We start from the raw sequence: 12,241 nt of genomic DNA, 5'->3' as shown, positions 1-12,241 counted from the left end.
TATATCTATCTATAGGGCCGGCTTTGTTGTTTTCGGCGTTCATGGTCGGCCTGCAGGGGCTTGGTGCCCATTGGACGTAAGTCTAGGGCGCGACCACGTCAATGATCCGACGAAAGGTAAATCGGGTGTCGGAAAATCCGCGGTCTTACCTGTAGAGCGAATGGATACGAGACGACCATGTCTGAGCACACCGACATTTTGAGCGACGCAGAGCGCGCGGCACTGGCTGCTGTGAGCGCGCCACCGCCTGCCCGGCCGGTGGTGCTCGTGGTCGACGACAATCCGGTCAATAGCGAAGCCTTGATGTTGTACCTCAAAAGCAAGGGTATCGACGGCATGACGGCCGATGGCGCCCAGGAGGCGCTGTTCAAGCTTCATTACGAACCTCGAATCGCGCTGATGATCACCGATCTGCGGATGCAGCCCGAGGATGGGCTGTCCCTTATCCACAAGGTGCGCGAGATGCCGGAGGCGGACCGGGCCGCGCTTTCGATCATCGTGGTATCAGGCGATACCGATGTGAAAGAGGCCGTTGATGTCATGCACCTGGGGGTTGTGGACTTTCTGTTGAAGCCCGTGGACCTCACGAAGCTGCTCGAACTGGTGAAGCGCGAACTGAAGATGGCCTGACGCGCAAGCGGGGCCCTAAGGCCCCGCCGATCAACGCTGCAAGCAGCTCACTTTATCCACCGGTCGTTCAAAGTCCGTTGCGTGCCTTGAACTCACGGCGACGGCGATGCAGCACAGGCTCGGTATAGCCGTTGGGTTGCTTGGCGCCTTCGAGTACCAGCTCGACTGCCGCCTGGAAGGCAACGTTGTCGTCGAAGTTGCCCGCCATCGGGCGATACAGCGGGTCGCTGGCGTTCTGCTTGTCGACCACCGCCGCCATGCGCTTGAGGCTTTCGAGCACCTGCTCCTGGCTAACTACGCCATGGCGCAGCCAGTTGGCCAGCAACTGGGCAGAAATGCGCAAGGTGGCACGGTCCTCCATCAGCCCCACGTTGTTGATGTCGGGCACCTTGGAGCAACCCACGCCCTGGTCGATCCAGCGAACCACATAGCCCAGGATGCCCTGGGCATTGTTGTCCAGCTCGTTGCGGATTTCCTCGTCAGACCAGTTGGGGTTGGTCGCCAGCGGAATGGCCAGGATGTCATCGACCGAAGCCGGTGTGCGCGAAGCCAGCTCGCGCTGGCGCGCCTGCACGTCCACCTTGTGGTAATGCAGGGCGTGCAGGGTGGCGGCCGTTGGCGAAGGCACCCACGCGGTATTGGCACCGGCCAGCGGGTGAGCGATCTTCTGCTCCAGCATGGCGGCCATCAGGTCGGGCATGGCCCACATGCCCTTGCCGATCTGCGCACGCCCTTGCAGGCCGGTGGCAAGGCCTACATCGACGTTGTTGTTTTCATAGGCGCCGATCCACTTCTCGTTTTTCATGGCGCCTTTGCGCACCACCGGGCCTGCCTCCATGGAGGTATGGATTTCGTCGCCAGTGCGGTCGAGGAAGCCCGTATTGATGAACACCACGCGCTCGGCAGCGGCCTTGATGCAGGATTTGAGGTTGACCGTTGTGCGGCGCTCCTCGTCCATGATGCCGACTTTGACGGTATTGCGCTTCATGCCCAGCAGGTCTTCGACCCGGCTGAATATCTCGGCGGCGAACGCCACTTCTTCCGGGCCATGCATCTTCGGCTTGACGATGTACACACTGCCGGTACGGGTGTTGCGACGGCTAGTGGTGCCGTTGAGGTTGTGCAGCGCCATGAGGTTGGTGAACAGACCGTCCTGGATACCTTCCGGGACTTCGTTGCCTTGGGCGTCGAGGATGGCCGGGTTGGTCATCAGGTGACCCACGTTGCGCACGAACAGCAGCGAGCGACCATGCAGGGTAACGCTGCCCCCGTTGGGCGCTGCGTACTCGCGATCAGGGTTCATGGTGCGGGTGAACGTCTTGCCGCCTTTGCTGACGCTTTCGGCCAGGTCACCTTTCATCAGCCCCAGCCAATTGCGATACACGATCACCTTGTCGTCGGCATCGACTGCCGCCACGGAGTCTTCGCAGTCCATGATGGTGGTCAGTGCCGATTCCATCAGGATGTCCTTGACGCCTGCAGCATCGGTGCTGCCCACCGGGGTACTGGCATCGATCTGGATTTCGAAGTGCAGGCCGTTGTGCTTGAGCAACACGGCAGTCGGGGCGTTGCTGTCGCCGTGGAACCCAACCAGTTGGGCATCGTCGCGCAGGCCGGTGTTGCTACCGCCTTTGAGGGTGACGACCAACTGGCCGGCCTCGATGCGATAAGCCGTGGAATCGACGTGCGAACCTGCCGCCAGCGGTGCCGCTTCATCGAGGAAGGCACGGGCGAAAGCGATCACTTTGTCGCCACGTACCTTGTTGTAGCCTTGCCCCTTCTCGGCACCGCCTTCGTCGCTGATGGCGTCGGTGCCGTAAAGCGCGTCGTATAGCGAGCCCCAGCGGGCATTGGCGGCGTTCAGGGCAAAGCGTGCGTTCATGACCGGTACCACCAACTGCGGACCGGCCATGTGGGCGATTTCTTCGTCCACATTTTGCGTGGTGGCCTGGAAATCGTCGGCTTGTGGCAGCAGGTAACCGATTTCCTGAAGGAAAGCCTTGTAAGCCGGGGCGTCGTGGGCCTGGCCTTTGCGGGCCTGATGCCAGGCGTCGATCTGGGCTTGCAGCTCGTCGCGCTTGGCGAGGAGGGCTTTGTTCTTTGGAGCGAGGTCGTTGATGATCTTTTCAGCACCTGCCCAGAACTGCTCGGCGACGATGCCGGTTCCGGGGATGGCTTCGTTGTTCACGAAGTCGTACAGGACCTTGGCGACCTGAAGGCCACCGACTTGAACGTATCCAGTCATTGCTTGCCTCACTCTGCTCAGCTATTTCGCTCTTTTGTATTGAGCCTGTAGCGCTTCTCCTCGCACGGCACCAGTGCATGCCTCCGGTAGGAGCCCGGACGCGGCTGGGTGCGGTTTGCCTGCCTGACGGCAAGCAGCGTGCATTCTTCACAGGCGCCTCGACAGACCTTCAAACGACGTTGTGTAGTCCGCGCCCACGGATACTACATGAAGCAGCCGGCTGGGCACTATCAGACTAAAAGCGGCGTCAGGCGACCTGTTGGTCGCACAAGATCATGCAAGGAAACGCCATGTTCGCAAAAAACGGAGTGATTGTTCCAGATAAATCTAAAAACAGTACACGATTTATAAGTCAGATTGCCCTGCGGCAGGTTGACGCGCCGTGCCTATACTGTGGCGACACCCCGGCCCATGCAGGGCCTGAACCCCACTCGAGGAACATCCCGTGGAACATCTTGTGCTTACCGCGATCGCCCCAGACAAGGCTGGCCAAGTCGAGCGGATCGCCCAGTGCATCGCTGATTTCGAGGGCAATTGGCTGGAAAGCAGCATGTCGCGCATGGCTGGGCAATTTGCCGGCATCCTGCGGGTAGCAGTGCCGGCGGATCGGTATGACGCGTTGGTAGACGCGCTTGGGGCATTGTCCGCACACGGCATTCGCGTGCAATTGGCAGAAAGTGGCGGCGAGCCTACCCATGCATCCAAACCCTTTGGCATGGACCTGGTTGGTAACGACCGGCCAGGGATCGTGCGCGATATCACCCGTGTGCTGGCCGAGCTGAACGTGAACGTCGAACGGATCGCCACGCAGGTACGTCCGGCACCGATGAGCAACGAACCGCTGTTCCATGCCGAGGCCCTTCTGGCAGTGCCCGCGTCCCTTCCTCTGGAGCAACTGCAGCAACGTTTGGAGGCCCTGGCCGATGACTTGATGGTGGAGTTGCGACTACGCGCGGATGAGTGAATGCCGATCGCGCTTGCAGTAAAGCTTGCAGGGGTTATCCCTATTTAAAGGGGACGGCCTTGTGGATAAGCTGGGGCTATCGCGCCCGAGCGCCCGGCCTGCAAGGGCTGCGGAGATTTGATCGAAAATTGATCAATGCAGAGGGGGTTGTTCACAAACGACGGGGAAGAGGGTGTGGATAAGCTCTGGAGATGTCTCTGCAGCCTTTGGAAATCAAGGTATACAGAGACATGATCATTTTTTGATCAGCGGCTTTTACGCAAACTCCACCACGCATCGACGCTGTACAGCGCCAGCCCCGCCCAGATGAACATGAATGCCGTGAGCGTGCTTGGGGACAGATGCTCGTCGAACAGCCATATGGCCTGGAGCAAGACCAGCGTTGGTGCCAGGTACTGCAGAAAGCCCAGCGTGGTGTAAGGCAGGTGCCGTGCGGCAGCGTTAAAGCACACCAGCGGCACCAGCGTCACAGGGCCTGCAGCCATGAGCCACAAGGCCTCGCTTGTGGCGTAGAACGTGCCTTGCGCGCTCATGGCGGCGGGGTGCAGCAGCAGCCAGCCAAGCGCCAGCGGTACCAGCATCCAGGTCTCGACCACCAGCCCGGGCAGGGCCGCCACGGGGGCTTGTTTGCGAATCAGCCCGTAAAACCCGAAGGTCAGCGCCAGTGCCAAGGATACCCAGGGCAAGCTGCCCACTTGCCAGACCTGTTGCATCACGCCGAGCGCGGCCAGGCCGACCGCCAGCCACTGCAGGCGGCGCAGTCGCTCGCCGAGGATGAGCATGCCGAGCAGGACGTTGATCAGCGGGTTGATGTAGTAGCCAAGGCTGGCCTCGAGCATGCGTCCATTGTTCACCGACCAGACATACGTCAGCCAATTGGCTGCGATCAATGTGCCGCTCAACGCCAGGATGGCCAGGCGCCGCGGGTTGTCGCGCAGGTCACGCCACCAGCCGGGGTGCTTCCAGAAGGCGAGCAGTACCGAGCCGAACAGTGCTGACCACAGCACACGGTGGACGATGATCTCCACGGCGGGCACGCTCTGGATGGCTTTGAAGTACAGGGGGAACAGGCCCCAGATGATGTAGGCGCTCAGGCCCAGGAGATACCCGCGACGCGGGTTTGCAGCGTGCATGCAGAGTCCTTGCTTAAGATGCTGATTAACGGCAGTTATTGTAGACAGAGCCGACGGTCGATCTAGAACAACTTGAGTGGGGCCTCATCGAGGGCGGCCATTTGCTCACGCAGCGCCAGAATCTGATCGCCCCAGTACCGCGGCTGACCAAACCAAGGGAAGCTGGGTGGGAATGCCGGGTCATCCCAGCGACGCGCCAACCAGGCACTGTAGTGCAGTTGACGCAGGGCACGCAGCGGCTCGATCAACGTCAGCTCGCGCGGGTCGAAGTCGTGAAATTCGTTGTAGCCCTCAACCAATTCGGCCAGCTGGCCCTGACGCTCATCCCGATTGCCCGCCAGCAGCATCCACAGGTCCTGCACCGCAGGGCCCATGCGGCAGTCGTCCAGGTCAACTACATGGTAGATCTCGTCGCGGTGCATCAGGTTGCCCGGGTGCAGATCACCGTGCAGGCGGATGGTCTGGTGCGGGGTGCGGGCATAGGCGGCTTCCACGCGTGCCAGCACATCGCGTGCAACCGATTCGAATGCGGGCAGCAATTCTCGGGGAACGAAATCGCCCTTGAGCAGTGTATCCAGCGAGTCATGCCCGAAGTTATCCACAGCCAGCGCCTCCCGGTGTTCGAACGGTCTGCTGGCAGCCACGGCATGCAGACGACCGATCAACTGGCCAAGGCGGTACAGCTGGTCGAGGTTGCCGGGTTCCGGGGCATGGCCACCACGTCGCGGAAACAGCGTAAAGCGAAAGCCACCGTGTTCGAACAGCGTGTTGCCTTGATGCTGCAGGGGCGCTACCACCGGCACTTCGCAGGCGGCCAGTTCGGCCGTGAAGCGGTGCTCCTCGACGATGGCTGCATCGCTCCAGCGTCCGGGCCGGTAGAACTTGGCGATCAAGGGCTGCTCGCCCTCGATACCCACCTGGTAAACGCGGTTTTCATAGCTGTTGAGCGCCAATACCCGCGCATCGCTGAGAAACCCCAGGGATTCCACGGCGTCGAGCACCAAGTCGGGGGTAAGTGTGGCGAACGGGTGGGACATGATGACTCCGGCGGTAGGCAGCGTGGTCCTCATGTTACCGCGTTGGCCAGCCAGGCGCCGCAGGGCACTCGGCCATTTGCCAGGGCCGCGACAGGTCAGGCCGGGATGCCAATCACCACATCAGCGGCAGAGAACTGCACACGCAGGGCGCTACCCACTGTCACCTGGTGCTCTGCCAGCCAGGCCGGTTCGGCGAAGGCGCACAGGATCTGACCATTGCCAAGCGCAAGGCGCACTTCGTGGGGGCCGTCGGTGCCCGTGAGAAGCGCGTCCACGGTCACCTGCAGGCAATTGTGCTGTTGATCCGCCTGGTCGCTGTGGCCCAGCAGGCGCACCCAGCCTGCCTTGAGCAAGGCCACCACCGTCGTGCCCAGGGTTAGCCCAAGGCGCTCGGTGCTGTCGTGGGTAATCAAGGCTTGGATCTGTAACCCCCCACTTAGTGCGAGCCCAACTTGGTCATGCCATCCCACGCGATGCAGGTCGCTGACCTGCCCTTGCAGCTGGTTTCGGGCGCTGGTGCGCAGCATCAGGCGACCGAGCAGGTCAAGGTCGCTCACATCATCGGTGGCTTCGAGTAACTGAGCCTGCAGGGCTTGCAGACGCTGATACAGCCGCAGCACCCGTTCGCCTTCGGCAGACAGGCGTGCCCCCCCGCCACCGCGACCACCAGTGCTGCGCTCCACCAGGGGGCTGCTGGCCAGGTTGTTGAGTTCATCGATGGCATCCCAGGCAGCCTTGTAGCTCATGCCGGCAGCCTTGGCGGCGCGGGTAATGGAACCCTGCTCGGCAATATGCTGCAAGAGGGCCACGCGCTGTGGGCGGCAGGTAATGTGGTGGGTCAGTGGGACAGGTAGGGGCATGGGCATCCGACCGGTTCGGTGATGGGCCAGTGTACGGGGTGGGCGTAGCGTACCACTGCGTCGCCATCACTGGTCTGCAGGCTATGCATGGCCGGGCTTGGGTGTACGTGCCAGGCAATAGACGTCCACACGTGCGGCACCTGCCTTGCGCAGGACCTGTGCAATAGCCTGCGCCGTCGCACCGGTGGTCAGTACATCGTCGACGAGCGCGACATGTTGGCCGTGCAGGCCATCGCACACGGCGAACGCCTGGCGCAGGTTGCGCCATCGAGCCTTGGCGCTCAAATGCTGTTGGGCCGTGGTGTGGCGGGTGCGTACCAGCAGATGTTCGACACAGGGCACTGCCAATTGCCTGGACCACCAACGCGCCAGCATCGCGGCCTGGTTGAATCCCCGTTCGCGCAGCCGGCGCTGTGCCATGGGTACGGGAACCAGCACGTCGGGACGGGGCAGGTCTTCGGCGTAGTGATGGCTCAATGCATGACCGGCAATCTCAGCCATCAGGCGTCCCAGCGGCCACTGGCGGTTGTGCTTGAATCGACTGATCAGGGTGTCCACCGGAAAGGTGAAATGCCAGGGTGCAAGCACCCGTTCGAATGCTGGCGGCCTGCGGTTGCACTGCCCGCACTCCATGCCTGCCATGGCCAGAGGCAGGGCGCAGCGTATGCAGTGGTCATCATCCAGCCAGGGCAATTGTTGTTCACATGGCTCGCACAGTGCGTAAGGTTGCAACGCAGGTGCGCTGCATAAACCACATGTCTGGTCAATTACTGACCATTTGTAAACCAGTCTTTTAAGCATAAGTTGACAGTTCATGGGCCTTCCCTGACTATTTCGGCGATCCGTGAAGCGCGGGCGTTCTCCTTGCCCGGCGCTTGCTAGAGCCTAAACAAGGAAACGCCGATGAGCGCCAGCACAACTGCAACAACACGTCACGACTGGTCCCTGGCCGAGGTCAAGGCGCTGTTCCAACAGCCGTTCAACGACCTGATCTTCAACGCACAGGCCGTACACCGTGCGCATTTCGATGCCAACCGGGTGCAAGTCTCCACGTTGCTGTCGATCAAGACCGGTGCCTGCCCCGAAGACTGCAAGTACTGCCCGCAGTCCGGCCACTACAACACCGGCCTGGAAAAGCAGAAGCTGATGGAGGTGCAGAAGGTGCTCGAGGAGGCCGCGCGCGCCAAGGCGATCGGTTCTACGCGCTTTTGCATGGGCGCTGCGTGGAAGCACCCTTCGGCCAAGGACATGCCCTATGTGCTGGAGATGGTCAAAGGTGTCAAAGCCATGGGCCTGGAAACCTGCATGACCCTCGGCAAGCTCGACCAGGAGCAGACCCAGGCGCTGGCCCAGGCGGGCCTGGACTATTACAACCACAACCTCGATACCTCCCCCGAGTTCTACGGCAGCATCATCACCACTCGCACCTACGCCGAGCGCTTGCAGACCCTGGCCTATGTGCGCGATGCCGGCATGAAAATCTGCTCTGGCGGCATCCTCGGCATGGGCGAGACACTCGATGACCGCGCAGGCCTGCTGATCCAACTGGCCAACCTGCCCGAGCATCCGGAGTCCGTGCCGATCAACATGTTGGTCAAGGTGGCCGGTACGCCGCTGGCCGATGAGGCCGACGTCGATCCGTTCGACTTCATCCGCATGCTGGCGGTGGCCCGTATCCTCATGCCCAAGTCGCACGTGCGCCTTTCGGCAGGCCGTGAGCAGATGAACGAACAAATGCAGGCCTTGGCCTTCCTGGCCGGTGCCAACTCGATCTTCTACGGTGAAAAGTTGCTGACAACGGCCAACCCCCAGGCCGACAAGGACATGCAGCTGTTCGCACGCCTGGGGATCCAGCCTGAAGCCCGTGAAGAGCACGCCGACGAAGTGCACCAGGCTGCGATCGAGCAGGCGCTGGTCGAGCAGCGCAACGACGCGTTGTTCTACGACGCAGCGTCGGCCTGACATGGCCTTCGACCTGGCCGCGCGGCTGGCCGAACGGCGCGCGGCGGACCTTTATCGACAGCGCCCCTTGCTGGAAGGCCCACAAGGGCCAAGGCTGGTGGTCGATGGCCAGCCGCTGCTGGCCTTCTGCAGCAACGATTACCTGGGCCTGGCGAATCACCCCGACGTGGTCGCTGCCTGGCAGGCGGGTGCCGATCGCTGGGGTGTAGGTGGGGGGGCTTCGCACCTGGTCATAGGCCACACCACGGCACACCACCAACTTGAGGAAGCATTGGCCGAACTAACCGGGCGGCCGCGAGCGCTGCTGTTCTCCACCGGCTACATGGCCAACCTGGGGGTGATCACCGCTTTGGTGGGCAAGGGCGATACGGTGTTGCAGGACCGCCTGAACCATGCCTCGCTGCTCGACGGCGGCCTGCTCAGCGGCGCGCGCTTCAGCCGTTACCTGCACAATGATGTTGGCAGCCTGAGTGACCGTCTGGCCAAGGCTACAGGCAATGCGCTGGTCGTGACCGATGGCGTGTTCAGCATGGACGGTGATGTAGCCGATCTGCCGGCGCTGGCCCAGGCGGCCCGTGCGCGCGACGCCTGGCTGATGGTGGACGATGCCCACGGCCTGGGCACCCTGGGTGCGGGCGGCGGTGGGGTCGTCGAGCACTATGGCCTTGGCGTGGACGATGTCCCGGTACTGGTGGGTACGCTGGGCAAGGCGTGCGGTACGGCGGGTGCATTCGTGGCAGGCAGTGAAGCGCTGATCGAGGCGCTGATCCAGTTCGCCCGGCCCTACATCTACACCACCAGCCAGCCGCCCGCTTTGGCCTGCGCCACCCTCAAGAGCCTTGAGCTGGTGCGGACACAGGCCTGGCGGCGCGAGCACCTGGCGGCACTGATACAACAATTTCGCGAGAGCGCAGAACAACTGGGCTTGCGCCTGATGGAGAGCCAGACGCCGATCCAGCCGATTGTCATCGGTGACAGCGCTCAAGCGCTTCGCCTGTCGCGGTTACTGCGTGAGCGCGGCCTGTTGGTGACGGCTATCCGGCCACCTACGGTGGCGGTCGGTAGTGCGCGATTGCGCGTTACCTTGAGCGCCGCCCACACGGCAGCCCAGGTGCAGCTATTGTTGAATGCGTTGGCAGAGTGTTATCCACAGCTGGAGCGCGCCGATGCGTAACCGACTCGTACTGCTACCAGGCTGGGGCCTGGGAACCGCTTCCCTTGAACCGCTTGCAGCCAGCCTGCGCGCCCAGGACCCTAGGCTTGAGGTGACGCTGATGCCCTTGCCGGAGCTGGATCACTGTGATGTGCAGGGGTGGGTCGACCACCTGGATCGCAAGGTACCCCACGATGTGTGGCTTGGGGGGTGGTCATTGGGCGGCATGCTGGCCAGTGCCCTGGCCGACAAGCGCGGCGACCACTGCTGCGGCTTGCTCACCCTGGCCAGCAACCCCAGTTTCGTGGCCCGTGCCGATTGGCCTCACGGGATGGCCGAAGACACCTTCGGAACGTTTCTGGATGGTTGTCGCAGCCATCCTTCGGTCACGCTCAAGCGCTTTCGCACCCTGTGCAGCGATGGGGCGATGCAACCGCGCACATTGCTTCGGCAGCTGGGCGTAGGCGTTCCAGACACGGACCCGCTGTACCTGGCTACGGCGCTGCAGGTACTGGCTCAGCTGGATACCCGCGCAGCCCTCGAGGCATTCGCCGGCCCGCAGCTTCACCTTTTTGCCGGCGCAGATGCCTTGGTGCCAGCCGAAGCTGCGCAGGGGTTGAGCGAGCTGTTGCCTGACGTGGAAGTCGGCCTTGTGGAAGACAGTTCCCATGCGTTTGTGCTCGAGTATCCACAAGAACTGGCCAGCGGTATCAAAAGTTTTCTGCATGAGAGTGGCGATGACTGACCTATCCCAGCCAGGTTTGCCTGGCGCCTTGCCCGATAAACGCCAGGTGGCCGCGTCGTTTTCGCGTGCGGCCGCCAGCTATGACAGCGTGGCAGCCCTGCAGCGTGCGGTCGGCATGAACCTGTTGACGATGCTGCCATCTGACCTCGAGCCGTCTCGCTGGCTGGACCTGGGCAGTGGCACGGGCCATTTCAGCCGGGCGCTTGCAGAGCGTTACGGGCCTGCAAGCGGTATCGCCGTGGACATCGCCGAAGGCATGCTGCGCCATGCTCGCGGTCGAGCCGATGGCGCCCAGTGCTACATCGTCGGCGATGCCGAGCGCCTGCCGCTGGGCGAGGGTTGCGTCGATCTCGTCTTTTCCAGCCTGGCCGTGCAGTGGTGCAACCATTTCGCCCAAGTGCTGGATGAAGCGTTGCGTATCTTGCGACCGGGCGGTGTCCTGGCCTTCAGCAGCCTGTGCGTGGGTACGCTGGATGAATTGCGCGGCAGTTGGCAGGCCGTGGATGGCCAAGTGCATGTCAACCGCTTCAGGCGCTTCGACGAATACCAACATTCATGTGCAGCCAGCACGCTCGAGACGCTGACCCTGCAACAGTTGCCGCATGTATTGCATTATGCGGACGTGCGCACATTGACCCATGAGCTCAAAGCACTGGGGGCACACAATCTCAACCCGGGTCGTCCCGCCGGGCTCACCGGACGCGCCCGTCTACAGGGTATGCTCCAGGCATACGAAGCCTATCGCCAGCCACAAGGGCTGCCTGCCACTTATCAAGTGGTCTACGGCGTGCTGCGCAAACCTGTGGCATAGGAGTACTTCATGAGTCAGGCGTATTTCATTGCCGGAACTGACACCGATGTCGGCAAGACCACCATTGCCGCCGGTCTTCTGCATGCAGCGAAGTTGCAGGGGTTGAGCACCCTGGGCGCCAAGCCGGTGGCATCGGGCTGCAACATGACAGCCAAGGGCTTGCGCAACAGCGACGCCCTGGCGCTCATCGACGAAAGCACCATCAAGCTCGCCTACGAGCAGGTCAACCCATTCGCCTTCGAGCCAGCCATCGCCCCCCATGTCGCCGCGCGGGAGGCCGGTGTGACGCTGGCGGTGGCGAAGTTGCTGGCAGACATGCACACGGTATTGGAGCAGCAGGCCGATTTCACCTTGATCGAGGGTGCCGGTGGCTGGCGGGTGCCGCTCTCGGGCCTTGAGAACCTGTCCGACCTGGCCGTTGCATTGAAGCTGCCGGTCATCCTGGTGGTAGGGGTAAGGCTGGGTTGCATCAGCCACGCGCTGCTCAGTGCCGAAGCCATCGAGCGTGACGGACTACAGCTCGCCGGATGGGTGGCGAACATCATCGAGCCAAGAACGTCGCGGCTCGAAGATAACCTGGCCAGCCTGGCTGAACGGCTGCCAGCGCCTTGTCTGGGCCGTGTGCCCAAGCTCAAGCAAGCCACGGCGGACAAGGTGGCCGAGCATTTGCAACTGGACCTGCTGGCATAACCTGCGCGTAC

At 62.4% G+C, this 12,241-nt stretch carries 12 protein-coding genes; 7 read left to right on the top strand and 5 right to left on the bottom strand.

The window, feature by feature from the left end; translation table 11 throughout:
- Positions 1-177: 177 nt before the first annotated feature.
- Positions 178-630, top strand: a complete 453-nt coding sequence (locus FS777_RS03130) for a response regulator (RefSeq protein WP_058603000.1) — start codon at positions 178-180, stop codon at positions 628-630.
- 67 nt (positions 631-697) lie between these two features.
- Here FS777_RS03130 and FS777_RS03125 read toward each other — a convergent pair whose 3' ends face one another.
- A complete protein-coding gene (locus FS777_RS03125) occupies positions 698-2,875 on the bottom strand; it encodes a malate synthase G (RefSeq protein WP_144964016.1) in 2,178 nt (725 codons plus the stop codon).
- 445 nt (positions 2,876-3,320) lie between these two features.
- Here FS777_RS03125 and FS777_RS03120 point away from each other — a divergent pair, with 445 nt between their 5' ends.
- On the top strand, positions 3,321-3,839 hold the full coding sequence (locus FS777_RS03120) for a glycine cleavage system protein R (RefSeq protein ID WP_058639085.1): 519 nt from the start codon (positions 3,321-3,323) through the stop codon (positions 3,837-3,839).
- Positions 3,840-4,084: 245 nt separating this feature from the next.
- On the opposite strand, the gene rarD is transcribed toward FS777_RS03120, so the two are convergent.
- The 4 genes from rarD to FS777_RS03100 form a co-directional block, all read right to left on the bottom strand.
- Positions 4,085-4,972, bottom strand: coding sequence for an EamA family transporter RarD (gene rarD, locus FS777_RS03115; protein ID WP_145253971.1), 888 nt, complete (start codon positions 4,970-4,972; stop codon positions 4,085-4,087).
- Positions 4,973-5,034: 62 nt separating this feature from the next.
- Positions 5,035-6,009, bottom strand: coding sequence for a serine/threonine protein kinase (locus tag FS777_RS03110; RefSeq protein ID WP_145253968.1), 975 nt, complete (start codon positions 6,007-6,009; stop codon positions 5,035-5,037).
- 95 nt (positions 6,010-6,104) lie between these two features.
- On the bottom strand, positions 6,105-6,869 hold the full coding sequence (locus FS777_RS03105) for a TOBE domain-containing protein (protein WP_145253965.1): 765 nt from the start codon (positions 6,867-6,869) through the stop codon (positions 6,105-6,107).
- 81 nt (positions 6,870-6,950) lie between these two features.
- The gene (locus FS777_RS03100; RefSeq protein ID WP_145253962.1) at positions 6,951-7,685 is read right to left on the bottom strand and encodes a ComF family protein; all 735 of its coding nucleotides are present in this window, start codon (positions 7,683-7,685) and stop codon (positions 6,951-6,953) included.
- Between the two features lie 87 nt (positions 7,686-7,772).
- Here FS777_RS03100 and bioB point away from each other — a divergent pair, with 87 nt between their 5' ends.
- The 5 genes from bioB to bioD are packed head-to-tail and all read left to right on the top strand — an operon-like array spanning position 7,773 to position 12,230.
- A complete protein-coding gene (gene bioB / locus FS777_RS03095; protein WP_058603006.1) occupies positions 7,773-8,831 on the top strand; it encodes a biotin synthase BioB in 1,059 nt (352 codons plus the stop codon).
- A gap of 1 nt (position 8,832) precedes the next feature.
- Positions 8,833-10,005: an 8-amino-7-oxononanoate synthase gene (gene bioF, locus FS777_RS03090; protein WP_145253959.1), complete on the top strand. Its 1,173-nt coding sequence runs from the start codon at positions 8,833-8,835 to the stop codon at positions 10,003-10,005.
- Positions 9,998-10,729, top strand: coding sequence for an alpha/beta fold hydrolase (locus tag FS777_RS03085; protein ID WP_145253956.1), 732 nt, complete (start codon positions 9,998-10,000; stop codon positions 10,727-10,729). The genes bioF and FS777_RS03085 overlap by 8 nt, the downstream gene beginning before the upstream one ends.
- On the top strand, positions 10,722-11,540 hold the full coding sequence (bioC, locus tag FS777_RS03080) for a malonyl-ACP O-methyltransferase BioC (protein ID WP_058639091.1): 819 nt from the start codon (positions 10,722-10,724) through the stop codon (positions 11,538-11,540). Before FS777_RS03085 ends, bioC begins: the two co-directional genes overlap by 8 nt.
- 9 nt (positions 11,541-11,549) lie before the next feature.
- A complete protein-coding gene (gene bioD, locus FS777_RS03075) occupies positions 11,550-12,230 on the top strand; it encodes a dethiobiotin synthase (RefSeq protein WP_058639092.1) in 681 nt (226 codons plus the stop codon).
- The last annotated feature ends 11 nt before the right edge of the window (positions 12,231-12,241 follow it).

This window comes from Pseudomonas sp. DE0157 (assembly GCF_007678615.1).
GTDB classification, from domain to species: domain Bacteria; phylum Pseudomonadota; class Gammaproteobacteria; order Pseudomonadales; family Pseudomonadaceae; genus Aquipseudomonas; species Aquipseudomonas parafulva_B.
This window is presented reverse-complemented; position numbering and strand designations above follow the sequence as displayed.

Coding starts and splice junctions, on each gene's coding strand:
- FS777_RS03130 (WP_058603000.1), top strand. CDS start 178: ATGTCTGAGCACACCGACATTTTGAGCGACGCAGAGCGCGCGGCACTG.
- FS777_RS03125 (WP_144964016.1), bottom strand. CDS start 2,875: ATGACTGGATACGTTCAAGTCGGTGGCCTTCAGGTCGCCAAGGTCCTG.
- rarD (WP_145253971.1), bottom strand. CDS start 4,972: ATGCACGCTGCAAACCCGCGTCGCGGGTATCTCCTGGGCCTGAGCGCC.
- FS777_RS03110 (WP_145253968.1), bottom strand. CDS start 6,009: ATGTCCCACCCGTTCGCCACACTTACCCCCGACTTGGTGCTCGACGCC.
- FS777_RS03105 (WP_145253965.1), bottom strand. CDS start 6,869: ATGCCCCTACCTGTCCCACTGACCCACCACATTACCTGCCGCCCACAG.
- FS777_RS03100 (WP_145253962.1), bottom strand. CDS start 7,685: ATGAACTGTCAACTTATGCTTAAAAGACTGGTTTACAAATGGTCAGTA.
- bioB (WP_058603006.1), top strand. CDS start 7,773: ATGAGCGCCAGCACAACTGCAACAACACGTCACGACTGGTCCCTGGCC.
- bioF (WP_145253959.1), top strand. CDS start 8,833: ATGGCCTTCGACCTGGCCGCGCGGCTGGCCGAACGGCGCGCGGCGGAC.
- FS777_RS03085 (WP_145253956.1), top strand. CDS start 9,998: ATGCGTAACCGACTCGTACTGCTACCAGGCTGGGGCCTGGGAACCGCT.
- bioC (WP_058639091.1), top strand. CDS start 10,722: ATGACTGACCTATCCCAGCCAGGTTTGCCTGGCGCCTTGCCCGATAAA.
- bioD (WP_058639092.1), top strand. CDS start 11,550: ATGAGTCAGGCGTATTTCATTGCCGGAACTGACACCGATGTCGGCAAG.